Annotated in this window: 25 protein-coding genes; 14 read left to right on the top strand and 11 right to left on the bottom strand. The window is 75.4% G+C overall.

Translation table 11 applies throughout. From position 1 onward, the window contains the following. The first annotated feature begins 1 nt into the window (after window position 1). From HLB09_RS00290 to HLB09_RS00300, 3 genes are all read left to right on the top strand, one after another. A complete protein-coding gene (locus HLB09_RS00290) occupies window positions 2-1291 on the top strand; it encodes a transporter (protein WP_171201411.1) in 1290 nt (429 codons plus the stop codon). A gap of 191 nt (window positions 1292-1482) precedes the next feature. Then, complete coding sequence (locus HLB09_RS00295; protein WP_171201412.1) at window positions 1483-2151, top strand: hypothetical protein; 669 nt, start codon at window positions 1483-1485, stop codon at window positions 2149-2151. Beyond that, a complete protein-coding gene (locus HLB09_RS00300) occupies window positions 2148-2801 on the top strand; it encodes an RES family NAD+ phosphorylase (RefSeq protein ID WP_171201413.1) in 654 nt (217 codons plus the stop codon). Before HLB09_RS00295 ends, HLB09_RS00300 begins: the two co-directional genes overlap by 4 nt. Before the next feature lie 27 nt (window positions 2802-2828). On the opposite strand, the gene HLB09_RS00305 is transcribed toward HLB09_RS00300, so the two are convergent. The 3 genes from HLB09_RS00305 to HLB09_RS00315 form a co-directional block, all read right to left on the bottom strand. After that, a complete protein-coding gene (locus tag HLB09_RS00305; RefSeq protein ID WP_171201414.1) occupies window positions 2829-3239 on the bottom strand; it encodes a type II toxin-antitoxin system VapC family toxin in 411 nt (136 codons plus the stop codon). Between the two features lie 19 nt (window positions 3240-3258). Continuing rightward, window positions 3259-3489, bottom strand: a complete 231-nt coding sequence (locus HLB09_RS00310) for a FitA-like ribbon-helix-helix domain-containing protein (protein WP_171201415.1) — start codon at window positions 3487-3489, stop codon at window positions 3259-3261. Between the two features lie 154 nt (window positions 3490-3643). After that, window positions 3644-3961 (bottom strand): GIY-YIG nuclease family protein, encoded by a 318-nt coding sequence (locus tag HLB09_RS00315; RefSeq protein ID WP_171201416.1) that lies wholly within the window; start codon window positions 3959-3961, stop codon window positions 3644-3646. Between the two features lie 160 nt (window positions 3962-4121). On the opposite strand from HLB09_RS00315, the gene HLB09_RS00320 reads away from it, so the two are divergent. From HLB09_RS00320 to HLB09_RS00370, 11 genes are all read left to right on the top strand, one after another. Beyond that, a complete protein-coding gene (locus tag HLB09_RS00320; RefSeq protein WP_171201417.1) occupies window positions 4122-4445 on the top strand; it encodes a helix-turn-helix domain-containing protein in 324 nt (107 codons plus the stop codon). Between the two features lie 51 nt (window positions 4446-4496). Further along, entirely contained in the window at window positions 4497-5450 is a 954-nt protein-coding gene (locus HLB09_RS00325) for a nuclease-related domain-containing protein (RefSeq protein WP_212755634.1), read from the top strand. A gap of 273 nt (window positions 5451-5723) precedes the next feature. Continuing rightward, a complete protein-coding gene (locus HLB09_RS00330; RefSeq protein WP_171201418.1) occupies window positions 5724-6680 on the top strand; it encodes a nucleoside hydrolase in 957 nt (318 codons plus the stop codon). Further along, on the top strand, window positions 6677-8002 hold the full coding sequence (locus tag HLB09_RS00335) for an ABC transporter substrate-binding protein (RefSeq protein WP_171201419.1): 1326 nt from the start codon (window positions 6677-6679) through the stop codon (window positions 8000-8002). Before HLB09_RS00330 ends, HLB09_RS00335 begins: the two co-directional genes overlap by 4 nt. A gap of 25 nt (window positions 8003-8027) precedes the next feature. After that, window positions 8028-8996 carry a carbohydrate ABC transporter permease gene (locus HLB09_RS19615; RefSeq protein WP_171201420.1) on the top strand — a complete coding sequence of 323 codons (969 nt, stop codon included), beginning with the start codon at window positions 8028-8030 and terminating at the stop codon, window positions 8994-8996. Between the two features lies 1 nt (window position 8997). Then, the gene (locus HLB09_RS00345; RefSeq protein WP_212755636.1) at window positions 8998-9891 is read left to right on the top strand and encodes a carbohydrate ABC transporter permease; all 894 of its coding nucleotides are present in this window, start codon (window positions 8998-9000) and stop codon (window positions 9889-9891) included. After that, window positions 9888-10814: a PfkB family carbohydrate kinase gene (locus HLB09_RS00350; RefSeq protein WP_171201421.1), complete on the top strand. Its 927-nt coding sequence runs from the start codon at window positions 9888-9890 to the stop codon at window positions 10812-10814. Before HLB09_RS00345 ends, HLB09_RS00350 begins: the two co-directional genes overlap by 4 nt. Continuing rightward, entirely contained in the window at window positions 10814-11830 is a 1017-nt protein-coding gene (locus HLB09_RS00355; protein WP_171201422.1) for a LacI family DNA-binding transcriptional regulator, read from the top strand. The genes HLB09_RS00350 and HLB09_RS00355 overlap by 1 nt, the downstream gene beginning before the upstream one ends. 187 nt (window positions 11831-12017) lie before the next feature. Further along, the gene (locus HLB09_RS00360; RefSeq protein ID WP_171201423.1) at window positions 12018-12824 is read left to right on the top strand and encodes a hypothetical protein; all 807 of its coding nucleotides are present in this window, start codon (window positions 12018-12020) and stop codon (window positions 12822-12824) included. A 168-nt stretch (window positions 12825-12992) separates the two neighbouring features. Next, window positions 12993-13751 carry a hypothetical protein gene (locus HLB09_RS00365; protein ID WP_171201424.1) on the top strand — a complete coding sequence of 253 codons (759 nt, stop codon included), beginning with the start codon at window positions 12993-12995 and terminating at the stop codon, window positions 13749-13751. 248 nt (window positions 13752-13999) lie between these two features. Then, a complete protein-coding gene (locus HLB09_RS00370) occupies window positions 14000-14638 on the top strand; it encodes a hypothetical protein (RefSeq protein ID WP_171201425.1) in 639 nt (212 codons plus the stop codon). 62 nt (window positions 14639-14700) lie between these two features. On the opposite strand, the gene HLB09_RS00375 is transcribed toward HLB09_RS00370, so the two are convergent. The 8 genes from HLB09_RS00375 to HLB09_RS00410 form a co-directional block, all read right to left on the bottom strand. After that, window positions 14701-15945 (bottom strand): MFS transporter, encoded by a 1245-nt coding sequence (locus HLB09_RS00375; protein WP_171201426.1) that lies wholly within the window; start codon window positions 15943-15945, stop codon window positions 14701-14703. Further along, the gene (locus HLB09_RS17620; RefSeq protein ID WP_212755638.1) at window positions 15942-18092 is read right to left on the bottom strand and encodes a solute carrier family 23 protein; all 2151 of its coding nucleotides are present in this window, start codon (window positions 18090-18092) and stop codon (window positions 15942-15944) included. Before HLB09_RS17620 ends, HLB09_RS00375 begins: the two co-directional genes overlap by 4 nt. A gap of 147 nt (window positions 18093-18239) precedes the next feature. Continuing rightward, complete coding sequence (locus HLB09_RS00385) at window positions 18240-18848, bottom strand: helix-turn-helix domain-containing protein (RefSeq protein ID WP_171201427.1); 609 nt, start codon at window positions 18846-18848, stop codon at window positions 18240-18242. 49 nt (window positions 18849-18897) lie between these two features. Then, on the bottom strand, window positions 18898-19569 hold the full coding sequence (locus HLB09_RS00390; protein ID WP_171201446.1) for a response regulator: 672 nt from the start codon (window positions 19567-19569) through the stop codon (window positions 18898-18900). A gap of 32 nt (window positions 19570-19601) precedes the next feature. Next, window positions 19602-20852, bottom strand: a complete 1251-nt coding sequence (locus HLB09_RS19620; protein ID WP_171201428.1) for a sensor histidine kinase — start codon at window positions 20850-20852, stop codon at window positions 19602-19604. Between the two features lie 68 nt (window positions 20853-20920). Next, a complete protein-coding gene (locus HLB09_RS00400; RefSeq protein ID WP_171201429.1) occupies window positions 20921-22141 on the bottom strand; it encodes a serine hydrolase domain-containing protein in 1221 nt (406 codons plus the stop codon). 44 nt (window positions 22142-22185) lie between these two features. Further along, window positions 22186-23007 (bottom strand): hypothetical protein, encoded by an 822-nt coding sequence (locus HLB09_RS00405; RefSeq protein WP_171201430.1) that lies wholly within the window; start codon window positions 23005-23007, stop codon window positions 22186-22188. Continuing rightward, window positions 23004-23774, bottom strand: a complete 771-nt coding sequence (locus HLB09_RS00410) for an ATP-binding cassette domain-containing protein (RefSeq protein ID WP_171201431.1) — start codon at window positions 23772-23774, stop codon at window positions 23004-23006. The genes HLB09_RS00405 and HLB09_RS00410 overlap by 4 nt, the downstream gene beginning before the upstream one ends. Between the last annotated feature and the right edge of the window lie 311 nt (window positions 23775-24085).

The following is a 24085-nucleotide window of genomic DNA, read 5'->3' on the forward strand; positions in this document are numbered from 1 at the left end:
CGTGGCCGTCGCCATCCTCGTCATCATGGCCCTCGGGGTCGCCCTCATCCTCAGCGGCAAGGTGCCGACCGCCTTCGCCCTCGTCCTGCTCTCCGTGGGCATCGCGCTCGTCGCCGGCGCCCCCCTCGTGGGCGAGGAGGGCAGCGTCCTGCAGACCGTCCTGCAGGACGGCTCGACCCGGCTCGCCTCCACGATGATCGCCATCCTCATCGGCTCGTGGCTCGGCTCGCTCATGCGGGACACGGCCATCGCCAGCACCCTCGTGCGCAAGACGGTGGAGTTCGCCGGTGACCGGCCGGTGGTCGTGGCCCTCGGCGTCCTCGTCGTCTCCGCGCTCGTCGGCACCGTCACCGGCTCCGCCCCCGCGGCGCTGCTGGCCGGGGTCATCGGCATCCCGGCGATGGTGGCCGTCGGTGTCCCCAAGGTCACCGCAGCCGGGACGATCCTCGTCGGCATCGGCGTGGGCGTGCCGTTCGAGCTGCCCGTCTGGCAGTTCTTCTCCTCGGCGCTGGACCTGTCGATCGCCGAGGTGCGCTCCTACATGGTCTTCCTCTTCCCCTTCGCCCTCGTGGGCGCCCTCGGCTTCGTCCTCGTCGAGGTGCGCCGGCGCGGGACCGTGCACGCCTGGTCGCTCACCTCCTCGACCGGCCGCGGTAGCGCCCCGAGCCGGCGCGAGCGGCTCGGCGACGCGCCCTGGTACTCGCTCCTGACGCCGCTCGTGCCCATCGTCCTGGCGCTGGGACTGACCGTGCCGATCATCCCGTCGCTGCTCGCGGGCGTCCTCTACGCCGCTCTGACGACGACGCGCCCCCGCGACCTCGCGACGCGGCTGCTGCGGACCCTCTACGACGGCTTCACCGTCGCCGCCCCGCCGATCACGCTCTTCGTGGCCATCGGGATGCTGCTGGCCGCGGTCAACCTCCCGGCCGCGGTTGACGCCCTCACGCCGGTGGTCGAGGCCGTCGCGCCCACGAACCCGTGGCTCTACGTGCTCGTCTTCTCGCTGCTCGTGCCGCTGTGCCTCTTCCGCGGGCCCCTCAACATCTTCGGGCTCGGCGCCGGCGTCGCCGGGGCGCTGACGGCGGTCGGCACGTTCTCCCCGCTCGCGGTGCTCGGGCTCATGGCCTCCTACAACCAGGTGCTCGGCGTCTCGGACCCGACGAGCACGCAGACCGTGTGGGCCTCGCAGTACGCGGGCACCAAGCCGCAGCAGGTCATGGTGCGCACGCTGCCGTACATGTGGGTCGTCGCCGTCGGCGGCATCGCGACGTCCGCGGTGCTCTACCTGTAGCTCTGCGCTGCTCGGACGCGGCGCCGCAGGGTTCTCGCCCTTGCGGCGCCACGCCGTCGGCCGAACGCGGCGCGTGCGAGCGCCGCGTGCACGTCCACGTCCGGTGGAGGGGGCCGCGGGCACACTGGCCTTGAGGCTGGACGATCCCTACACTGCTGGAAGGTGTAGGTCTCGTCGAGGTGGGGGTCGGCATGATGCACGTACTGCCGGACGGTGCGTCACCGCTGGAGCGCCTGGCTGCGGAGCTGGCCGGGCTGCCCGCCGACGACCTGCTCTCCGTCGTAGAGGAGGCGGTGGTGCGCCAGCAACCGGCCGGTGGTTCGGCGGCGCTCGTCACGCTCGTGCAGGCGACGCTGCGCGTCGACGCCCAGCTCGAGGGCCTCGTCGGCGGGCCGCGCGCCGTCCACGACTCCGTCCGTGACGCCTTCGCCGACCTCGCGATCCGGGCGGAGGCTCAGCGCGCGGTCCTGGACGTCGACATGCTGACGTCGAGCGCCGTGGCAGAGGCCTTAGGCATCCGCGGGCGCAACCCCCGCGAGGCGGCCAGCCGGCTCCGTCGCAGCGGGCGGCTGCTGGGTGTGCTGGACCGCTCGACCCGCTCCTACGTCTTCCCCGCCTTCCAGGTCGACCCCGTGCGGGGCCGCGTCCACCCGGTCGTCGAGGTCGTCAACCAGGCGCTCGGAGCGGCCGAGGACCCGTGGGGCGTCGCGTCGTGGTGGGTCAGCGCCCATCCGCGGCTGGGGGACCGGGCGCCGCGGGACCTCATCGATGGTGCGGACGAGGACGACCTGCTCGTGCTCGTCGGTGAGAGACCGGCGGCTGAGGCGTCCGACGCGCGCGAGGGCGCCGCGCGGCGGTGAACCTCGCGCTGCCCCCCGACCGGCAGCCCGCCGGGACGCCGGTCGTCGAGACCCTCGAGGCCGGGACGCGGCTGGTGCGCGTCCACGGCGACCACCCGGCCGACGCCTTCAACCCGACGCCGCAGCCGTCACGGCTGCGCGGCGGGCGTTTCGACAGCCTCGACGGCGACTGGGCGTCCACCTACCTCGGCGAGGACGGGCGGGCGGCGGTGGCCGAGACGCTCTGCCGCGACCTGCCCGTCGGGGGTGCGGCGCGCCTCGTCCCACGGTCACGGCTCGTCGGTCGTCGCATCAGCACGGTCGAGGTGGTGCGGGACCTGCCTGTCCTCGTGCTGCACGGCGCCGCGCTGACCCAGGTCGGCGCGCCGTTGGAGCTGACGAAGAGCAGTGCGGGGGAGTACCTGACGACCCGGGCGTGGGCGAGGGCCCTGCGCCTCTGGCTGCCCGACGTCGCTGGGTTCCGCTACCGGTGCCGGCACGACGAGGACCTGCTCGCGCACGTGCTCTTCGACGACGGCCCGGACGCCGCCACGCCTCGTGCTCGTGGCGCTCTGCAGGTGGTGCCGGAGAGCACGCTGTCGCTGGAGACGGTCGCCGGGCTCGCCCTCGTCATGGAGGTGCTGAGGGCGCACAACGCGACGCTGGCGTGAGGGGCGAGCTGGCGCGGAACGGGGTTCTCAGCGGGTCGTCGTCGTGGAGAGGGCCTGCACCGCGCACACGCCCGCGGCGGCCGCGGCGAGCCGGGCGTCCCCGGTGACGAGGCGGCAACCCAGCACCTCGGCCAGTGCGACGTAGCACCCGTCGTACGCGGTGACGTTCCGTCGCAGGGCGAGGGCCCGCCGGAGCAGGCGCAAGGTGGGGACGCGCTCCAGGTCCAGCCGCTCGAGGTGGCCGATCGCGGTCTCGATGCGGTCGTCGTCGAGGTCGCCGCGCAGCCAGCGCTTCCGGAGCACCGACGAGGTCTCCACGTCGACGAGGTCAGGCGCCGTCAGCCCGCCCGAAGATCGCAGGGCGGCCCGGGCGAGAGCGCCGTCCTCGCCGTCGTCAGCGAGGGCGTTGGCCAGGACGGACGCGTCGACGACGATCACCGCGCGGTGATCGTCGAGGTCATCGCCCGGTGCGGTCGTCATCGAGGTCGGCGACGGCGGCCGCCAGGCCGACGCGACCGCCCCGCTGCTGCTCGACCTCGTCCAGCAGCTCGGCGACGGACCGCCGCCGTACGACCTCGCGCAGCTCCTCGACGAGGAGCTGCTGCATCGATTGGTGGCGCCGCGCGGCGGTGCGCTGCAGGGCCGCGTGGACGTCGTCCGGCACGTCGCGGACGAGGATGTTCACCATGCTTGCAGTGTGCTTTCGTGAGATGGCATCCGACAAGCCTTCGACGGAGACCTTCACCGCAGCGGTGGAGGACGACTCGCGGTGTCCCTCCCAGCGGCGCGCTCGCACGGTGCGGACGCAGGTGGACGTCACGCCCGACCGGCTCGTCGTCCTCTCAGATCAGCGTGCCCGTCAGCCGGAGGACCGCGACGACGGCGTCGGCGCACTGGTCGAGGAAGGCGGGGTTGCGGGGCTGGGCGGAGGCGTTGCCGTTGGGGACGGCCTGCGCGAGGGTCACCTCCTGCGTCTCCGTGAGGACGGCGTGGACGCGCGCCTCCAGGTACTTGATGTCGTCGCTGCTGAACGGGGTCGCGCCGGATCGGACCAGCAGCGCTCGGCGCCACTCCTCCTTGGACTGCCGATGGCTGCTCATGCGGTCGAAGAACTTCTCGCTCAGGCCGACGTAGGCCCACGGGCGGACGATCGACGTCATCGTCAGGGTCCGCTCGGGCCCGGTCCGCGTCGTCGTCTGGTGCAGCTCGGTGCCGGTCAGGACGGACCTGCTGAGTCCCCGACGTCAGTCGCCGATCCCATGACTGACACAACGGTCGTCAAGGCCAATGATGACTGATCCGTCAGGCATGAGGAGCGTCATGACCGTCAAGACGACACCCGCCCGCGTCCGCCGCGCCGGCCAGGACATCGGTGCCCAGCTCGCCGCGTGGCGCAAGCTGCAGGACCTCACCGCGCAGCAGGTCGCCGAGCGCGCGGGCATCTCCCGCGACACCGTGCGACGCCTCGAGCACGGAGAGGTCGGCGTCAGCCTGGAGACCGTCCTCGGCGTCGCCCGGGCGCTCGGGGCGCTGGACCGGCTCGTCGAGGCCCTCGACCCGTGGCAGACCGACCTCGGCCGTGCCCGCGCGGGTCAGTCGCTGCCGCAACGGGTGCGGCGGGGGAGGCCGACGGCATCCGGGTGATCCACCCTCGAGGCTCACTCCGGTCGTCACGGGGTGATCGAGCCTTCGACGATGAGCGACCTCGAAGTCCAGCGCTGGCAGCGGTACGGCCACGACCGCCTGTACGTGCGGAGACCGGACGGCGAGCAGCTCGGCTACTGGGACTGCAGGACCGGAACCGCTGTCCTCGCCGACGGCGGCGACGACGCGGGGCGCGCCGCCTTCGACGCCGCGCTGGCTGCTCATCCCGACGTGGTGCGCCCGCGGGCCTCGCCCGAGCAGGCCGACGGCGCACTCGAGGAGGTGGCGCCCGTCCCGGCGCCCCGCGCGCCTGCCGCGCCGGAGGCCGCGGCTGAGCCCATGTCTGCCGCGGGCGAGACCGCTGCCGTCGAGCTGCCGTGGACCGACCTCACCTCGCGCCGGCCCGGCGCGGCTGCGCGGGCGAAGGCCGTCGAGCTGCGCCGCGCGGCGCCCGTCCGGACTCTCCTCGCCCGGCTGCTCGGCGTCCACACCGAGGAGCGGGCGTGGCGGATCGGCGCGGACGGCGAGGAGGCCGTCGCGGCTGAGCTGGCCCGCCTCGGTGGCCGGTGGCGGGTCCTGCACGCCGTGCCCGTCGGCGAGCGGGGCAGCGACATCGACCACGTCGTCGTCGGCCCGGGCGGGGTCTTCACCATCAACACCAAGCACCACCCCCGCGCCCGCGTGTGGGTCGGCGGCAGCACCGTCATGGTCGACGGCCAGCGGGTGCCGTACGTCCGCAACAGCCGGCACGAGGCGCGACGCGCGGGCCGGCTCCTGGCCGCGGCGGGCGCGGGACCCGTGGACGTGACCGGGGTCGTCGCCGTCGTCGGCGCCCGCGGCGGCCTGATCATCCGCTCGCAGCCGGGCGACGTCGTCGTCACCGGTCGGCGGCGGCTGGCCCGGTGGCTCGGCGCCCAGCCGCCGCGGCTGACCGACGACGAGGTCGCGCGCGTCCACGACGTCGCTCGCCGCTCGTCCACCTGGGTGCGTCACCGGCCGGACTGACGCCGCACTCCGCGCGCGACGCGGAGCGGGAGCCGCCGGTCGACGACGAGCTCTCGACCGTGCCACGGGGTGCCTTGCAGGGCGCCGGCCGCACCTCCGGCCCGTCGTCCACCGCCCGAGCCCGGCGCCGCAGCCCGCACGTGCGACCAGCCGGACCGTCCGTCAAGGCAACCTTGTGCCGTCACGGTCTACTCGTGTAGAACCACCGTCTACACGAGTAGACCACTCGTCGCCCTCGCTGACACCGACGTCGCACCGCTGAGGAGACCGCCCGTGGAACGCCTGATCCTGGACACCGACCTGGCCATGGGAGCGCCGGGCAGCGACATCGACGACGGCTTCGCCCTCGCGCTGTGCCTGGCCGACCCGCAGCTCGACCTCGAGCTCGTGACGACGGTCGGCGGCAACACCGACGTCGACACGGCGACGACCCTGACGCTCGAGCTGCTCGACCGGCTGGGGCGCCCGGAGGTGCCCGTGCACCGAGGGGCGCGCGACCCGCTGGTGCGCCCGCGCGCCCGCCAGGGGAGCCTCCCCGCCGGGATGGCGCCGCGGGAGCCGCGCCCCGAGCCGGCGGCGACGGCCCTCGTCGAGGCCGTCAGGGCCCACCCGGGGGAGCTCACGCTCGTCGCGATCGGACCGCTCACCAACGTGGCGCTCGCGATGCGCCTCGACCCGGGCTTCGCCGGCGGCCTCAAGCGCCTGGTGATCATGGGTGGGGTCTTCCTCCAGCACACCAACGAGGCCGGCATGCCCGGCGAGTTCAACATCTGGTGCGACCCGGAGGCCGCCCACGCGGTGCTCACCAGCGGCGTCCGCGCGGACTTCGTCGGCCTCGACGTGACGCTGCGCGTCCGCGTCGACCGGGCGCAGGCGGAGGCCATGGCGGCGAGCGACCAGCCCTTCACCGCCTTCGCCGGGCAGTACACGCAGGCGTGGATCGACCACCTCGCCGAGCGCGGCGGGGACGAGGCCGTCGACTCGTGCGCCATGCACGACCCGCTGGCCGTCGCGGCCCTCAGCCGCCCCGACCTGCTCACCTGGCGCGACGCGTACGTGGCCGTCGAGCTCGGGGACCGGCTCCGCGGCGCGATGCTCGCCGACTTCCACCCCGAGCGCGGGAAGCACGGCCAGGAGATGGACCTCGAGGTCAACGCCCGCGTCGCCGTCGACGTGGACGCCGCCGCCTTCAACGACTACTTCACGACGACGATGGGTGAGATCCGATGAGCGCGAGGACGATGCGGACGATCGGTGCGCTGGCGGCCGGTGCGCTGCTGCTGAGCGGCTGCGGCGGCGGGGACGGCGGTGACGCCGCAGGGTCCGGCGGCGACTGGACGATCCCCTCGAGCGACCCCGAGGCGTCGATCACCGTGGTCGGCCACCTCGACCCGGTGGCAGAGGACATGGACGACGTCGTGGCGGCCTTCGAGGAGGAGCACCCGAGCGTCGACGTCACCTACCAGCAGGTCCCCTTCGACGACCTCAACAGCGTGCTCGACTCGCGCATCACGTCGAAGAGCGGTGACCCGGACGTCTTCTGGGTCGACCAGCCGCGCGTGTCGGCGCTGGCCACCCGCGGCTACCTCGAGGACCTGACGGACCAGTTCGGCGACCTGACGGACGGCCTCCAGGAGGCCACCGTGGAGAACAGCTCCTACGACGGGAAGCTCTGGAGCCTGCCCATCGCCAACTCCACGCAGGTCCTCTACTACAACAAGACGCTGCTCGAGCAGGCCGGCCTGACCCCGCCGTCGACGGACCCCGACGAGCGCATCACCTGGCAGCAGCTCAAGGAGGACGCCGCGGCGGCCAAGGCGGCGGGCGCCACGTACGGGCTCCTCTTCGGCCAGCCGAACCGCTACTACCAGCTCGAGCCGCTGCCGGTCTCGGCCGGCGGGGGCATCGGTGCCGAGGGGGAGGGCAACCTCACCCCGGCCGTGGTCGACGAGGGCTGGGTCGACGCCATGACCTACTACGGCTCCCTCTACGCGGACGGCGTCTCGCCGCGCGGCATCACCGCCGAGCAGACGGACGCGACCTTCCTCGAGGGCGGTACCGCGTACATGGTCCAGGGCAACTGGCTCGTGCCCCAGCTCGCCGACTCCGACGTCGACTGGGGGGCCGCCCTCAACCCCGTGTGGGAGGGCGGCGAGCCGGTCACGCCCAACGGCTCCTGGTCGGTGGGGATGAACCCCTTCTCGCAGAACAAGGAGGCCGCCGCGATCTTCATGAAGTGGCTGGCCGTCGACGGCGAGAGCGGCTACGCCACCAACCGGTCCTTCTCCGAGCTGCCCGCCAACACGGCCGGGCTCGAGTCCTACCTCACGAGCGACGCCTTCACCGGCAGCGAGGCGGGCCAGCAGGCCGCCGAGGTCGTCGAGCTCGAGTCCACCACCACCGGCGTGGGCCGCGTCGCCACGGTGGGCTACGTGGAGTTCGAGGACATCATGGGACGGGCCTTCTCCGACATCGCCAACGGCAGCGACCCGGCCGCCGCCCTGGAGAGCGCGCAGAGCCAGCTCGAGACGGCCTGGGCGCAGTACCAGTGAGGACGGCGACGACGGGGCGGCTCCCGTGAGCGCGGAGGCCCAGGAGGGGACGCGGCGCGCCGCGGCGCAGGGACGGTCGGGCGCCAGCCCGGCCGCTGCCCCGTCGTCGCGCCCCGGCCGGCGGCCCGGACGGGGCCGGGACCTCCGCACGGCCGTCCTCTTCCTCGGCCCCGCGCTCGCGGCCATCGTGCTGCTGCGGCTCGTGCCCTTCGCCGGGGCCGCGTGGTCGACGCTCTTCGAGCGCGTCGGCGTCGGCCTGCTCGCCGAGCAGCGCTTCGCCGGGTTCGCCAACTACCAGCAGCTGCTGAGCGACCCGCTCTTCCTGGGCACCCTGTGGCGCACCATCGCCTTCAACCTCGTCATCAACCCCGTGCAGATCGCGCTGGCCATGGCGATCTCGGTGCTGCTCGTGCAGCGGCTGCCCGGGCGCGGGCTGTGGCGGGTCTTCGTCTTCGTCCCCTGCACCGTCCCGCTCGTCGGGTCGTCCGTCGCCTGGGGGGTGGCGCTGCGCCAGGACGGCCCGGTCAACGGCGTCCTCACGGCGCTCGGGCTGGCGCCGCAGCCCTTCTTCACGTCACCCCAGCAGGCCCTGGCGAGCATCGCCCTGGTCGCCTCCTGGATCGGCATCGGCTACTGGATGCTCTTCCTCATCGGCGGTCTCAACGACGTCAACCGCGAGCTCTACGAGGCCGCGAGCCTCGACGGGGCGGGTCGGTGGCGCACGTTCACGTCGGTGACCGTCCCGATGATGAAGCGGCCGCTGCTCTTCGTGCTCGTGGCGGACACGGTGGCCAACTTCGTGCTCTTCGTGCCCGTGCAGCTGCTCACCAACGGCGGGCCGGACCAGTCGACGACGATGCTCATGTTCGACGCCTACCGCCGGACCTACACCTACTCGCAGCCCAACCTCGGCGCGACGGCGATCCTCATCCTGACGCTCATCATGCTGGCGATCGTCGCCGTCCAGTTCCGCCTGCTCAAGGAGGAGGACTGACGTGGCGGTCCACCCGTCGACGCGACCCACCGCCGCACGGGGCGACCGCCGCCCCGCGCCCCGACGCTGGGTCGGCACGGCGCTGCTCACCCTGCTGGCGGCCGTCATCGGCGTCGCCTTCCTGCTGCCCGCCGTCTGGATGCTGCTCGGCTCCCTGCGCCCGGGCAGCGAGGTCATCGGCAGCGTCAGCCCGCTGGGCTGGCGGACGCTCGTCCCCGACACCTGGACGCTCGACAACTACAGCGCCCTGTTCGGCCAGCTCGGCTTCGGGCGCAGCCTGGCCAACTCGCTGCTCGTGGCCCTGGTGTCCGTCCTGCTGGGCCTGGCGCTCTCGGTGCCGGCCGCGTACGCCCTGACGGTGCTGCGCTTCCCCGGGCGCGAGGGCGTCTTCGCCCTCCTCGTCGTCGGGTTCATGGTGCCGTTCGAGGCCATCGCCATCCCCATGGCCCAGCTCTTCACGCAGTGGCACCTCGACAACACCTACGTGGGCCTCATCCTCCCGGGCATCGGCAACGGGCTGGCCATCTTCAACCTGCGGCAGTTCTTCCGCGGGGTGCCGTCGTCGCTGCGCGAGGCGGCCATCGTCGACGGCGCGGGCGAGTTCCGGATCATGACGCGGCTCTACGTGCCGCTCAGCACGACGGCGCTCATCAACTCGGCGCTGCTCATCTTCCTCGGGCAGTGGTCGGCGTACCTGTGGCCGCTCCTGCTCGTCTCCGACCAGGAGAAGCAGGTGGCCGCCATCGCCATCGCCCGGACGTTCTCGGACACCGAGTTCAACTTCGGGCAGATGTTCGGCGGAGCCCTGCTCATCTCGGTCGTGCCCGCCGTCCTCCTGCTGCTCCTGCAGCGCTACTTCGCCACCTCCATCGCCAGCAGCGGGGAGAAGGGGTGAGCGCCGGCGCCACGGGTCCGGCCGCGGTCACGGTCGCCGTCGTGGGGTCGGTGCACCAGGACCTGCACCTCCACGTGGGAGAGCTGCCCCGGCCGGGGGAGACCCTCATGGCCCGCGAGTGGGGCCGGGCCCCGGGCGGGAAGGGGGCCAACCAGGCCGTCGCCTGCGCGACGGCGGGTGCGGGCACGGCGATGGTCGGCGCCGTCGGGGACGACGCGGCCGCGGACGCGGTCGTGGCGGCGCTGCGGACGGCGGGCGTCGAGGTCGCCCTCGTGCAGCGCCTGGCGTCCCGGGCGACGAGCACCGCGGTCGTCACCGTCGCCGCGGACGGCACCAACAGCATCGTCGTCGCGGCCGACGCGAGCAGCGCCCTCGCCCCCCGGTCGGTGGAGGCCGCCCTGGCCGAGCTGCCGGCCGTGGCCGTGGTCCTCAGCCAGGCGGAGGTGCCGGAAGCGGTCGTGCGCGCCGCCGCTGCCGGCGCTGCCGCGGCGGGAGCCCGGACGGTGCACAACCTCGCGCCGTACCGCCCCGTCGGCGCGGCGCTGCTCGCCTGCTGCGACCCGCTCGTCGTCAACGAGGTCGAGGCCGCGTCCCTGGCGCACGACCTCGGGCTCGACGCGGACGCACCCGAGACGCTGGCCGGCCGGCTCGCGGACGCCTGCGCGTCGGTCGTCGTGACACTGGGAGCCCAGGGCGCGGTGTGGGCCCGGGGCGCCGAGGGCGGCCACGTGCCGTCGCCCGAGGTGCCGGTCGTGGACACGAGCGGGGCGGGTGACGCCTTCGTCGGCGCCCTGTGCGCATCCCTGGCTCGTGGTGACGCGCTGCCGGAGGCGTGCTCCGCCGGCGTCGCGGCGGGCGCCCGTGCCGTGCAGCACCGCGGCGCGCAGACGGCGGCCCCACCAGCCGGGGCGACACTGATCTGATGGCGATCACCCGGGCGGACGTGGCGCGGACGGCGGGCGTCTCGCCGGCCGTCGTCAGCTACGTGCTCAACAACGGCCCGCGGCCCGTCTCCGCGAGCGCCCGCGAGCGCGTCGAGGAGGCCGTGCAGCAGCTGGGCTACCGGCCCAACCGCCTCGCGAGGGCGCTGCGCGCCAACCGGAGCCGGTCGATCGGCATGCTCATGCCCGACCACGTCAACCCGCACTTCGCCGAGCTGGCCCAGGCCGTCGAGGACGAGGCCTTCGCCCGGGACCAGGTGCTCCTCTTCGGGACGACGAGCAACGCCGCCGAGCACGAGGGCACGCACCTGAGGGCCCTCCTCGACCACCAGGTCGACGGGCTGCTGCTCATCTCCTCCCTGCAGCACCCCGACACCTCCGGCCTCGAGGGCGCGGGCATGCCGACGGTGCTCCTGGACCGTGCACCGGCGGGCTCGCGCGACAGCACCGTGGCCATCGACAACCGCGGCGCCGCCCTCACGGCCGCACGACACCTGCTCTCGCACGGGCGTGTCCGCCCGGCGGCCGTCCTCGGGCCGCGGGGCATCAGCGCCGTCGTCGAGCGGCAGGCGGGGTGGGCCGAGGCGCTGGGGGAGGCCGGGCTCGAGGAGGTCGTGCCGCCCGAGCACGAGCCCTTCTCGCGCGAGGGCGGGCACGCGGCGGCGCAGCGGCTGCTGCAGCGGCCACCTGAGCAGCGGCCCGACGCCCTCTTCGTCGCGAGCGACGCGCAGGCCATCGGGGCCGTGCGCGCCTGCCACGACCTCGGTCTGCGGGTCCCGGAGGACGTGGCGCTCGTCAGCATCGACGGGTCCTCGGCGGGCCGCTTCATGACGCCGTCCATCACCTCCGTCGTCCAGGACGTCGCCGAGATCGCCCGCGTCGCCGTCGCCACGCTGCTCGAGCGGATCGAGCACCCCGACGCCCCCGCCGTCCACGAGGTGCTCGGGGCGGAGCTGCGCCTCGGTGAGTCCTGCGGCTGCGGGCGCGACGGCGCCTGAGCAGGCGCGCGGGGATGGTGGGCCGGCACCCGCCCGTCGACCCACGAGGTCCCGGTCGCTCGCGCCCTTCGAAGCCGAGCAGGCACCACGCGCGACGCACGGTCGACCCGCGCCCCTCCGCAGGGTCGACGGCGTTGACGGAGAGGTGCACTTTGGGTTGACGGGGTGGACGAGGACAGGGGTGCTCATGACGGACGCAGCCACGGTCCCGGACGCCCTCCCGTCCTCGACCCCGGCGCCGACCACGGGCGCCCAGCGGTCCTTCGTCGAGCAGGTGCTCCGCGAGCTCGTGCTCCGCGACCCCGACGGCGCCGCGCTCGCCCGGGTGGACGCCGCCTCGGCCGCACGGGCCGCGGTCGACCACGTGCTCGACGCGGCCGAGCGGTGGACCGACCACCTCGGGGGGTTCTACGACGTCGACGGGGTGCGGCGACTGCTGTCGCGCTCCGGTCGGCTCGTCTCCAAGCAGGCCGTGAGCAAGCGCCGGGGCCTGCTCGCGCTCACCACGGGGTCGGGGCGGGTCGTCTACCCGACCTTCCAGTTCTCCGGTGGCTCGCCGCTGCCCGGGCTGGACGCCGTGCTGCGCGAGGTCCCCGAGCCCCTGGTGTCGAGGTGGACCCAGGCGTCCTGGCTCGTGTCCCCGCAGCCGGACCTGGGCGGCACGACGCCGGTGCAGCTGCTGCGCGAGGGGGGGGGCGGACGTGGTCGTCGCCGCGGCCCGCGACTGGGCGAGGGCGCTGGCCGCCTGATGCCGGCGACCGCACCGCCGGCGTCGCTCGTGGGACTGCCTCGGCATGAGGCCCGGGCGCGCGGGCCCTCGGCGCGACCCTCGATGTCGTGGCGAGCGACGTCGTCGATGCGGGCGATCTCCTCGTCGGTCAGGCGCTGCGGCTGCGCTGCGAGCCGCTCCACCCATGCGCGGACTGGCACCTCAGTGACACGGCCGGGGTGCGACCGGGTGGACGAGCGTCACGGCCGGGTGGACTCGACGTGACCGTTCGTGGGCGACCGCGACGACCGTCTAGCGTGCCCGGCTGCACGGAGGTGCACCCGCCTCTCGTGCGCCGGGTCGGACCTCCCGCCCCGCCGGCTCCCGGAGGTGCGGTCGTGCGTGTGCTGCCTCACCTGCCCGCGGGGGAGTTCGCCGAGCTCGGACACGGCCATGTCGTCTGACGCAGGCGGCGACCACTCCGGGCGCGGGCGGGTGACCACCGCGTGGGGCAGCGTCGGGGAGAAGGCGGGCACGCACCCGCTGCCGCTCGTGCTGGCGGGAGCGGTGCTCTTCCTGGGGATGGGTGGCGCCCTCGTCTCGATCATGACCACCCACCCGCTCCCCGGCGTCATCGGGCTGGCCATGCTCGCCCTCGGCGTCGGCGTGCCGGTCACCCTGGTGCTGGAACGGCGCTGGAACCGCACGAGGCCCGGTCCCCAGCTGTCCACGGACCCGGAGACGGGAGCGCCGTCGACGCTCGTCGCCTGCGCCCCGTGGACCGGGGCTCAGCGCTGGATCGGCGCTCTGGTGCTGCTCGTCCCGCTCGGTGCCGCCGCGGTCGCCGCGCTCGCCTCGGGACGCGCCGCCACCGCCGTGGTGGTCGGTGCCCTCGCGGTCTTCGTCGCGCACCTGCTGGCGCCCTGGGTCGCGGCCGAGGGCGTGCACCTCAGCGCGAGCGGCATCACCGTCCGCCACTACGGGCGCCCCCGCCACGTCGCCTGGGACGACGTCCGGGACGTGGACATGACCATGTGGTTCGAGATCGAGCGGGTCCGAGGACGACGCGTGCGCTTCACCCCCCGGCAGCTGGCCGTCCGCTGGGTCCACCTCTGGGTCCACATCCGTCTCTGCCTCGTGGAACCCGACCGGAGGCTGCTCCTCGGGACGTCGGCCTCGCTGGACCCCGGCCTGTGGGGTGCCCGGTCCTGACCGGGCGACGTCCGTCGTCGAGCGGGGCGCGCCCGGCCGAGGAGCTCGTCGTGCCGCGAGGACGGCGTCGACCGGGACGCGGCGACGAGCTCGACGCAGACCAGCGGTCGACCGACCGCCTCGCGCCGTCCAGGGCTCTCGACCGCAGGACCGTCGGGGCGATGCGAGCGGCTGCCGCACTCCACCCGTCCGCGTGAGCGGACGTGGCGCCGGCCCTGTGCGGACGCGTGCTCGCCTACGGTCCTGACGTGCGCACACGCCACCTCGCGACCGTGGCCGCCCTCGCCCTGGTGCTGCCGGTGGTGGCCGGGTGCAGCGACGACCCGCCGGCACCTGAGCCTGTCCGCAGCGTCGACGGCACGCCCGTGGAGCTCGACGACGCGGCGCTGGCCGGGTACGCCGCGACGGAGTACGAGGACGCGTGGCTCTGCGGGACCCTGCCCCCGGAGATCGCGGACCCGGTGCTCGCCGGAGCCGGACGGGTCGAGGCGGTCGGCTTCTTCTTCGAGGGCGACTGCCGTGTGACCCGGGCCGAGGACGACGGCACGGAGGTCGAGGTGCTCGACGTCCGCACGAGCGGGTCCACCGAGCTCGTCCCCGACGCCGCCCGCGGGGTGCTCGACCAGCGCGTGAGGATCGACCTGTCGGGCGGCGTCGACGGGTGGGTGGTCGAGGTGCCCCCCTTCTTCGGCTCTGCTCGAGGCGTCGTGGCCCGCGCCGTCGGCCGCACCAGCGAGGGTGAGCCACGGGCGGTCGCCGTCCACCTCACGCCAGGCACGGACGGTCGTGACCTCGCGGCCGACGCCGAGGTGCTCCTGCGCTACTACGTGCTGCGCGGGGACGTCACGGCGCCGCTCGTCGGTCAGGCGACTCCCTCTCCACGCTGACCGACTGGGCGAGCGGCGTGCTCGTCGTCGGGCAGCACCGCAGGCCGGACCGACGGACCGGCTCAGGACGCCGGGTGGTCGCCGGGTCCGCCGCGGCCCGCCGCTCGCCGCCCACCCGCCGGGCTGCCGGCCAGGAGCAGCAGCACCGCGACGAGCAGCGTGAAGGGCACCACGGCGACGTCCAGGGGGACGACGAGGAGCAGCGCCCCGAGCCCGAGCACCGGCAGCGCGAGGCCGCAGTAGGCGGCGGTGAGCACCGCGCGGGCGCCCGTGACGCCCGCCCGTTCCGTCGCCTCGGCGAGCACTCGGGCGATCAGCACCCCGCTGCCGGCCCCGGCGACCGGCCCGGACAGCAGCAGCAGCCACGGCAGACCCGCGAGCAGCGCCGCGCCGGCGGCGGCGAGGCCGGCGAGGAGGGCCACGTGCGCGCCGGCGCCGGCACGGGTGCTCCGGGCGCCCAGGACGAGGGGAGCCGCGGCGCCCGCGAGGAAGACCGCCGCGATCCCCGCGCCCGTCACCGCCACGCCTCCCGGCGCACCGACGAGGGCGAACGTCTCGGCCGCCAGCGCCCCGAAGAAGCCCGTCACCGCGAAGGCGCAGAAGGCCCGGAGGCGAGCGGGCGCGGGCGCACCGGAGGAAGCAGTCGGGCGTCCGCGCGGGTCGGCTCCGTCGAGTACGGGCGCCGAGGTCTCCGGCGTCCGGGCCAGCGGCACGAGCAGCACGAGCACGACAGCGCCGACCACCGCGTAGGGGAGGTGCAGCGGCAGTGGGGCCAGGGCCGCCAGGACGCCGGCGAGGAGCGGGCCGAGCCCCAGGCCGGCCATGGCCATGGCGCCGGTGACGGACGCCCACCGCTGCCGCACCCGTGCGGGTGCGCCCTCGGTGAGCGAGCGGACGACGACCGGCGCCGTGGCCACCAGCGCCCCGACACCCACACCGCAGACGACCCGGCCCACGGCGAGGCCGACGACCCCGGGCGCCAGGGCCAGGACGGCAGCGGCGACCACCTCGACGGCCGCGGCTGCCAGCAGGACGCGCCGCTGGCCGAGGCGGCCGACCAGCGCGGGCGCCGCCCCGAGGCCAGCGAGCACGCCGCCGGCGAAGACGGCGAAGACGGCCGCCGTCGCGCCCGCCGCCAGGCCGTCGCGGGCGGCGTACAGCGGGAAGAGGGGTGTCGGCGCCGTCGACAGCCCCGTCGCTGCCACGACGAGGGTGACGACGACGGCGGGCCGCCCCCGGCGCGCGGGGGGCGCGTCGGGGGCGGCGTCCGCGGCGGGGCCGGTGGCGAGCGTCGGGCCGCTCGTCATCGCGCCGTGGCGACGGGGCGCCGACGGGCCGCCACCGACTCCCACGCGCCCAGCAGGTCCGACGAGCTCGTGACGAGCCCGAGATGCAACGACACCATCGCCAGCGCGGCGGCCTCGAGGCGCTCGTCCGTCCCGCGGACCAGGTCCTCGAGGACGACGACCCGGTAGCTGAGGTTGTTGGCGTCGAACGCGGTGCTGAGGATGCAGCAGTCCGCCATGATCCCGTCGAGCACCACGGTGCGGGCGCCCATCTGGCGCAGGAGGAAGTCGAGGTCGGTGGGGGAGAAGGCCGACAGGCGCTTCTTGCCCGTCACGACCTCGTCCTCGGGCTCCACCTCGGTGGTGAAGCGCGTCCACCGGCTGCCGGCCAGCGCGTGGTCGGCGACGCCGGGGATGGGGCCCACCCACTGCGGGAAGGTCGTGCGCCAGGCGCTCGGGATGCCGCGCACGTCGTCGACCCCGGAGGCGCGCACCTCCGAGCGCACGTGGACGACGGGCACCCCGGCCGCCCGAGCGGCGCGGTGGAAGGCGTCGACGGGGCCCACGACCTCGCGGCCCCGGGGGGCGGGGCACGGGCAGTCGGGGTCCTCGGACAGGTGGCCGTCGTGCATGTCGACGGACACGACGACGGTCGTGGCCGGGTCGAGCCAGTCGGCGTAGGCGCCGTCGACCGCCAGTGGCCGGGCCTCGTCGTAGACGCGGTGGTGGAGAGGGGTGGCCACGGGCCAGCCCTCCGTCGTCGCAGGTGCGGGGGAGACGCGCCCGGCACGGCGCTCGCGCGAGCGCTCGAGGCGGGGGCGCGCGAGGACGTTGAGCAGCACGTGCAGGACGAGGAGGAGGACGACCCCGACCATCATCGGGCTGCTGACGAGGCCGGAGACGGTCTCGGGGGCGGTCGCCATGACGTCGGCGGGCAGGAACTGCGCCCCGAGGGCCACGACGACGGACGGGCCGACCACCGCGAGGTTGATGTCGTCCCACTCCACGCCGGAGAGCATCTGGATCCCGCCGACGACGATGCTGCCGAAGAGGATGGTGGAGGCGGCGGCGAGCACCGGGCCCGGGAGACCGGCGACGAAGAGCCCGACGGCCGGCACGAAGGCGAGGGCGACGGCGAAGACGCCGGCCGCCATCGTCACGTAGCGGCTGCCGACACCCGTGACCCGGACGATGCCCGCGTTCTCGGGGTACGACGTCGTCCCGATGCCCCCGAAGAGGGCGCCGACCGCCGTCCCGGCGAACTCGGTGAAGAGGCCCCGGTTGACGCGCTGGCGGTCGACGCGCTGACCCGCCCACCCGCCCACGAGGGAGTACATGCCCATCGACTCGGTGCCGGCCTGGAGGAAGGCCAGCAGCATGAGGAGCACGGCCGGCCAGGCGACGCCGAAGCCGAAGGGCAGCAGCTCCGGGAGGCCCACGAGCTCGGTCGGCAGCGACGCGCTCCAGACGCCCAGGAGGCCGGCCGTCGCCGTCCCGGCCGCGATGCCCCAGACGACGGCGCCGCGCTTGGCGAGGCCCTGGCGTCCGAGCACGAGGCAGGCGACGACGACGAGCGCCGTCACGGCGGCGACGGCGAAGCTCGGCGCCCCGAAGGAGGGCGTGCCCGCGGTGCCGAACCAGCCGGGCAGGCCGATGGCCGCGAGCTGCGCGCCGATGATGACGAAGAGCGAGCCGAAGACCACGGGGTGGGAGGCCACCGCCGACACGTGCCCCATGAGCCCGAGGCGGCCCACCGGGATGCTCAGCGCCATGAAGACGAGTCCCGCGACGACCATCGAGCCGAACGCCGTCCCGAGCCCGTAGGCCGTCCCCGCGCTGACGATCGCGAGGAAGAAGGCGGCCGTCGGACCCTGGACGATCGGCAGGCGCAGCAGGCGGCTCGACTGCAGGACGGTCACCACGCCCGTGAGCAGGAAGCAGGCCTGGACGATCTGCCCGACCTGCGCCACCTCGAGCTCCAGAGCGCTGCCGATGAGCACCGGGAAGATGAAGATGCCCGTGAGGGCGAGCAGGTGCTGGGCGCCGAAAAAGGCGGTGCGGCCGAGAGGGAGGCGGTCCTCGGGCAGCACGGCGAGCACCCGCGACGGGGCGGTGGGCGCGACGGGAGGTGCGGCAGGGGCGGGGGCGGAGATCGGGGGTGCGCTCATCGGGAGGCCTGTCTCTGGGAGGGGCACGGGGCCGTCTACAACCGGAGTGGATTTTCTGCAGTCCGATTGTTGCTACGGCGTTGCGCGCTCCCAGGCCCGCGTAACGGGCGTGTGTCCCGCTCCCCCTCCCGACCCGCCGCCTCGACCTCAGAGACGTCGGACGTTCACCCAGACCGCACGGGTGACGCCGGGGGAGGCGTTGCGGAGGAGGTGCGCCTGCTTCGCCTCGTAGCTGATCGAGTCGCCCGCCTCGACGACGTGCACGGCGTCCGGCAGCTCGACCTCCAGGACGCCCTCCAGGACCACGCCGTGCTCCTGCCCGGGGTGCTGCGAGGGGCGCGTCGCGTGGCTGGTGGCCGGGGGGTACTCGTCGACGTAGACCTCGACGTCCTGCTCGGGCCGGAAGACGGCGAGGCGGCGGACGACGCCGCCCGGCGTCTGGTCGACGATCTGGTCGGCGAGGCGCACCACGGGGGAGCCCTCCTCGGCCGGTGCGGCGAGCAGCGTCGTCACGCGGACGCCCAGGCCCTCGGCCAGGCGGTGGAGGGTCGCCAGCGAGGGCGCCGTGCGGCCGCGCTCGACGGTCGAGAGCATCGAGGCGCTGAGCCCCGTGGTCTCGGCGAGCTCGGCGAGGGTGAGCCCGCGCTTGGCGCGCAGCGCGCGCACCTGCTGACCGAGGCCCGCGACGAGCGCGCCGAGCCCGTCGTGCCGGCCAGCGCCCTCGTCGGCGCTGGGCTCGGGCGCGGTACCGCTCATGGACGTCCAACCTAGGCGTCACCGGGCCGTCGTCTGAGGGCGGCGCGGGTCAACCGCCGCCGGTCACGTCGACCAGCCCGGCCCGCAGCCCCCACAGCACGACCTGCAGCCGGTCGCGCGCGTGGGTCTTCTGCATCAGCCCGGTGAGGTGGTACTTCACCGTCGTCGGCTCGACGAAGAGCCGCGCGGCGATCTCGGTGTTCGACAGGCCCTCCGCGAGCAGGCGCAGCACGTCGAGCTCGCGGGCGGTGAGGTCGACGCCCGGGGCGGCCGCCGAGGGGCGCGCCGGCGCCGCCCGTCGGTCGGTGAACTCGCGCAGGATGCGGCGGGTCAGCCGCTGGTCGAGCGTGCCCTGCCCGGCGGCGACGGAGCGGACGGCGCCGAGGAGCGTGGCCTCGTCGGCGCCCTTGAGGAGGAAGCCGGCGGCGCCCGCCTCGAGCGCGGCGAAGACGTCGTCGTCGACGTCGAAGGTCGTGAGGACCAGGACGCCGACGTCGAGGCTCGGGTCCGCGGTGATGGCGCGGGTCGCGGCGATGCCGTCGGTGCCGGGCATGCGGATGTCCATGCACACGACGTCGGGGCGCAGCTCGCGGGTGAGGCGGACGGCCTCGGCCCCGTCGGCGGCCTGGCCGACGACCTCGACGTCGTCCTCGGCGCCGAGGATGACCGCGAGGCCGGCGCGGACGACGGCCTGGTCGTCGGCGACGAGCAGCCGGATCACGCCCTGGTCCGCACCGGGGCCCTCGCCGGGGCTCATGTCGGGGTGCTCCTCTCGGTGACGGGGACGACCAGCTCGTTGCGCCAGCCGCCGTCCGGCTGCGGGCCGGTGACGAGGCGGGCGCCCACGAGCGCCGCGCGCTCGGCCATGCCCGCCAAGCCGTAGCCCTGGCCGCCCCCGTGGTCGACGGGGGCGACCGCGGCGGGCCCGTTGGTCACGGTGACGCGGACGGCGTCGGGGGCGTGCTCCACCCCCACCGCGCAGGCGGCGCCGGGCGCGTGGCGCGCGCTGTTGGCCAACGACTCCTGCACCATCCGGTAGGCGGCGGTCTCCGCGAGCGGGCTCAGCGGCCGCGCCCCGCCCGTCTCGGCGTGCTCGACCCGCTGCCCCCGCGCCCGCGCCTCCTCGACGAGCGCGGCGACCGCCGCCAGCGACGGCGTCCGCCCCGGCGCTCCGGGGCCGCCGTCCGGGCCGTCGTCGTCGCTGCGCAGCAGCCCGACCGTCCGGCGCAGGTCGGCCAGCGCGGTGCGGGCGTCGTCCTGCAGGCCGGCGAGCACCTCGCGGGCGCGCTCGGGGTCGCTGCGCATCAGCGCGGAGGCGGCCTGGGCGCTGACGACGATGCCCGACAGGTGGTGCCCGGCGATGTCGTGCAGCTCGCGGGCGAGCGCCGTCCGCCCCGCCTGCAGCTCGCGCTGGGCGCGGTCGCGGCGCTCGCGCTCCGCCGCCTCGGCGCGCTCGCGCTCCAGCTGCACCAGGCGCTCGCGGGCGCGCTGCCGCTCGGCGACGACGACGGGGAGGCCGTACTGCAGCGCCGCCCGCCCGGGCACGAGCAGCGCGACCTCGAGCAGCGGACCGCCGACGGCGAGGTAGGCGACGCCGCCGACGACCGACGTCACCACGACGGCCGCGCCGAGCACCCACCGGGCGGTGCCGACGCCTGCGCCGCGAGCCCGCCGCGCCACGACGTAGGTGGCGACGACGACGGCGAGCGACCCGAGGCCGAGCTGCCCGCCCGAGGTCCCGAGCAGCACGGCGTCCAGCACGACCACCGCCACGAGCGCCGCGACCGGGTGCGTGCGTCGGGGGAGGAGCGCCACCGCCTGCAGCGCGACGAGCACCGCGTGGCCGAGCGGCGGCAGGGGACCGGGCGGCGGCGGCTCGACGTCGAGCGCGTCCACGAGCGGGTAGGCGACCGCCGTCACCAGCACGAGCAGCGGCGGGGTCAGCCACCACAGCGTCGACGCGGCCGCCCGGCGCCGGGCGGGTGCTGCGGGCGGCGCGGTCACGGGGGCATCCGACCACGGCCGGCGCCGCCCCCGGTCGGGGACGGCGCCGGGGGCGTCCGCGCGGTGGGTCAGGCCTCGCACAGCGCGGCGTCGAGGGCGTCGATCGCCAGCCGGTAGCTGTCGAGCAGCGCCTCGTCGTCCTCCGCGTCCACCACCGCGAACGGCAGCGCCGTCACGGCGATCGTCACGGCCGTCCCGTCCGGGCCGACGGCGTTGCGGGTGTGCGTGCCGGGGATGTCGCCGCCGTGGCCCCACGCGACGCCCCCGCAGCTCAGGGGCAGCGCCTGCCACCCCAGGCCGTAGGCCGCCTCGGGGTACAGCTCGTCCGGCGCCGGGACGGTGCGCTGCATCTCGGCCGTGCTCGCCTCGGACAGCAGCGTCCCGTCGAGGACCGCCCGCATGATCGCGTTCATCTCGCTCGGGGTGGAGACGAGCGCGCCCGCCGCCCACGCCCACGACGTGTCCATCGCCGTGATGTCCTCCAGCTCGCCGGCCTCCTGGGCGTGGTACCCGAGGGGGTGCTCGCCGCGGACGTCCCGCTCGCCGGGCGCCGGCAGGTAGGTGTGCTCCAGGCCGAGCGGTGCGACGACGCGCTCGTCCACCTGCTCGTGCAGCGGGCGCTGCGTCACGCGCTCCACCAGCAGGCCGAGCGTGAGGTAGTTCGTGTTGGTGTACGCGAACGCCTCCCCGGGAGCGGCGGTCGCGGGCTCCTCGAGGGCGACGTCGAGCATGTCGCGCGGGGAGATCCAGCGGTCGCGCACGGTGAAGGGGTCGGCGGCGACGGCGGCGGTGTACTCCGGCAGGCCGCTGGTGTGCTTCAGCAGGTCCCGCACCGTGATGGCGGTCCCGTCGACGCCGTCGCCGCGCAGCAGGCCCGGAAGGTAGGTCTCGACCGGCTCGTCGAGCGCGACGAGGCCCTCCTCGACGAGCTGGAGGACGACGACGGCGACGACCGGCTTGGTGTTGCTGCCGACGCGGACCTCGCCGTCGACAGGCACGGGGGCTCCCGTCGCCAGGTCCCCGGTGCCGACGGCCGCGTCGACGCGGGTGCCGTCGGGGCTCGTCACCGAGGCCAGGGCTGCGGGGTAGCCGGCGTCGACGATCGGCTGCAGCCGCTCCTCGAGGCGCTGCTGGGCAGGGTCCTGCGGCTCGGTGACGCCGGTGGCGTCCGCGCTGGTCCCGGCGAGCTCGGGCAGGGGGTCCGTCGTGCACGCGCCGAGCCCCAGGGCGAGGGCCAGTGCGCCGCTCGCGGCGAGGGTGGTGCGGCGACGGGTCGTGGGCGTGGTCATTTCGGTGCCTCTCGGGTCGGCGTGCGGGGAGGGCGATCGACGGGTCACAGGTCGCGGCGGCGCAGCACGCCGGCCGCGGCGGCGAGGGCGAGCGCCGCGAGGGCGACGAGCGCGGCAGCCGCGGTCGTCGGGGCCCAGGCGGAGGGGCCTGCGCCCACGGCGGCGTGGGTGAGCGCGACCGGCATCACCTGCGCCCACGCCGGCGCGCTGCCGGTGAGCAGCTGCGCGGTCCCCGCGACGAGCGGCTCGCCGAGGAGGACCGCGAGCATCACGAGGACGCCGGCCAGCTGGCCGCGGACGAGCGTGCCGACCGCCAGGCCGAGCAGCAGCACGCAGCAGACGGCGAGGACGCCGCGGGTGAGCAGCGCCGCCACCTCGACCGGGGCGACGGCGAGCGGCACGTCCGCGACGGCGAGCGCGACGAGCAGGGTCCCGGCGCTGAGGGCGGCGAGGACGGCGCCGAGCGCCAGCCCGAGCACGGTGAGCGCGACGGCTTTCGCGCCGACGACGTCCCACCGGCGGGGTGCGGCGAGGACGGCGCCGACGATGCCGCCGTGGCGGTGGTCGCCGGTGCCGGCGAGGACCCCGAGCAGCGCGAGCGCGAGCACGGGCAGGCCCAGGGAGCCGCTGCCCGTCGTGGCCCCGAGGGGGTCGAGCGCCCCCCGCTGCACGAGCGCGGAGGCGAGGTCGGCCGCGGGGAGGTCGTCACCGAGGAGCTCTGGCCCGGGGCCGACGTCGCCGCGCGCCAGGGCGGGCAGGAGGAGGACGACGGCGAGCTGGGTGAGGAGCAGCCCGACGACGGAGACGGCGGCGGCGACCCTCGTCGCCGTCGTGGTGGTGAGGGCCAGGAGCTCGGCGCGGATCATCGGCGGACTCCCGTCCGGTCGGAGGAGGTGCCGGCGAGCCCGAGGTAGAAGTCCTCGAGCCGGCCGCCGGAGGCGGCGAGGGCGTCGGCCGTCGGCAGGGCGGCGGTGACGCGCCCGCGGTCGAGGACGACGACGTCGTCGGCGACGCGGGCGACGTCGGCGAGCAGGTGCGAGGACAGGAGCACCGCCCCGCCGGCGTCGGCGAAGGCCCGCAGGCGTCCGAGCAGCCAGTGGGTGCCGGCGGGGTCGAGGCCGTTGGCGGGCTCGTCGAGGACGAGGACGCGCGGCTCGGCGAGCAGCGCGGCGGCGACGGCGACGCGCTGCGCCATGCCGAGGGAGTAGGAGCCGGCGCGGCGGTCGGCGTCGGCGCTCATGCCGACCTCGGCGAGGACCTCCTCGACCCGGGCGGCGGGGACGTGGGCCCGGGCGGCGGCGATCCGCAGGTGCTGACGGCCGGTGCGCGACGGGTGCAGGCCCCCGGCGTCGAGGACGGCGCCGACGCGGCGGGCGGGGGAGGGCAGGTCGCGGTAGCGGCGGCCGAGGACGAGCGCCTCGCCGGCGTCGGGGGCGACGAGCCCGAGGAGGGCGCGCAGCGACGTCGTCTTGCCGGCGCCGTTGGGGCCGAGGAGCCCGACGACGCGTCCGGCGCCGACCGTGAAGGAGACGTCGTCGACACGGACGCGGCCGTGGGTGGTGACGCGCAGGCCGCGGGCCTCGAGGGCCGCTCCGGGTGCGGGTCGGGCGGGGGGTGGCTGGGTGATCTCCATGCCGACGAGCCTGCTCAGCGGCGGGCGCCGGCACCCCCGCCGCGAGGACGGTCCGCCCTGGTCGGAAGGACAGTCCGTCCGGGCGATCAGCGAGCAGGCCGCCAACGGAGAAGGTGTGCGGACGACGTCGCGACGCTCGTGGACGGCCGCATCGGCGCGGTGGCCGCCGCGTCCGCCGTCGTCGCAGTGCTGCTCCTCACCGCCTCCGCCGCGCTCTCGGTGCGGTGGTACGCGCGCCGCGCCCTCTGAGGGAGCGGCTCCGGCAGCGGGCAGGGGAGGTGGCAGCACGTGGACGCCGTAGAGCACGACGA

It is taken from the genome of Pseudokineococcus marinus (genome assembly GCF_013004605.1).
Classification (GTDB): domain Bacteria; phylum Actinomycetota; class Actinomycetes; order Actinomycetales; family Quadrisphaeraceae; genus Pseudokineococcus; species Pseudokineococcus marinus.

Excerpts from the sequence above, each read along its gene's own strand:
- HLB09_RS00325 (WP_212755634.1), top strand. The coding sequence starts at position 4,497 with ATGAGCGACCTCGAAGTCCAGCGCTGGCAGCGGTACGGCCACGACCGC.
- HLB09_RS00315 (WP_171201416.1), bottom strand. The coding sequence starts at position 3,961 with ATGACGTCGATCGTCCGCCCGTGGGCCTACGTCGGCCTGAGCGAGAAG.
- HLB09_RS00335 (WP_171201419.1), top strand. The coding sequence starts at position 6,677 with ATGAGCGCGAGGACGATGCGGACGATCGGTGCGCTGGCGGCCGGTGCG.
- HLB09_RS00360 (WP_171201423.1), top strand. The coding sequence starts at position 12,018 with ATGACGGACGCAGCCACGGTCCCGGACGCCCTCCCGTCCTCGACCCCG.
- HLB09_RS00400 (WP_171201429.1), bottom strand. The coding sequence starts at position 22,141 with ATGACCACGCCCACGACCCGTCGCCGCACCACCCTCGCCGCGAGCGGC.
- HLB09_RS00310 (WP_171201415.1), bottom strand. The coding sequence starts at position 3,489 with ATGGTGAACATCCTCGTCCGCGACGTGCCGGACGACGTCCACGCGGCC.
- HLB09_RS00375 (WP_171201426.1), bottom strand. The coding sequence starts at position 15,945 with ATGACGAGCGGCCCGACGCTCGCCACCGGCCCCGCCGCGGACGCCGCC.
- HLB09_RS00365 (WP_171201424.1), top strand. The coding sequence starts at position 12,993 with ATGTCGTCTGACGCAGGCGGCGACCACTCCGGGCGCGGGCGGGTGACC.
- HLB09_RS00385 (WP_171201427.1), bottom strand. The coding sequence starts at position 18,848 with ATGAGCGGTACCGCGCCCGAGCCCAGCGCCGACGAGGGCGCTGGCCGG.
- HLB09_RS17620 (WP_212755638.1), bottom strand. The coding sequence starts at position 18,092 with ATGAGCGCACCCCCGATCTCCGCCCCCGCCCCTGCCGCACCTCCCGTC.
- HLB09_RS00405 (WP_171201430.1), bottom strand. The coding sequence starts at position 23,007 with ATGATCCGCGCCGAGCTCCTGGCCCTCACCACCACGACGGCGACGAGG.
- HLB09_RS00355 (WP_171201422.1), top strand. The coding sequence starts at position 10,814 with ATGGCGATCACCCGGGCGGACGTGGCGCGGACGGCGGGCGTCTCGCCG.
- HLB09_RS00410 (WP_171201431.1), bottom strand. The coding sequence starts at position 23,774 with ATGGAGATCACCCAGCCACCCCCCGCCCGACCCGCACCCGGAGCGGCC.
- HLB09_RS00295 (WP_171201412.1), top strand. The coding sequence starts at position 1,483 with ATGATGCACGTACTGCCGGACGGTGCGTCACCGCTGGAGCGCCTGGCT.
- HLB09_RS00320 (WP_171201417.1), top strand. The coding sequence starts at position 4,122 with ATGACCGTCAAGACGACACCCGCCCGCGTCCGCCGCGCCGGCCAGGAC.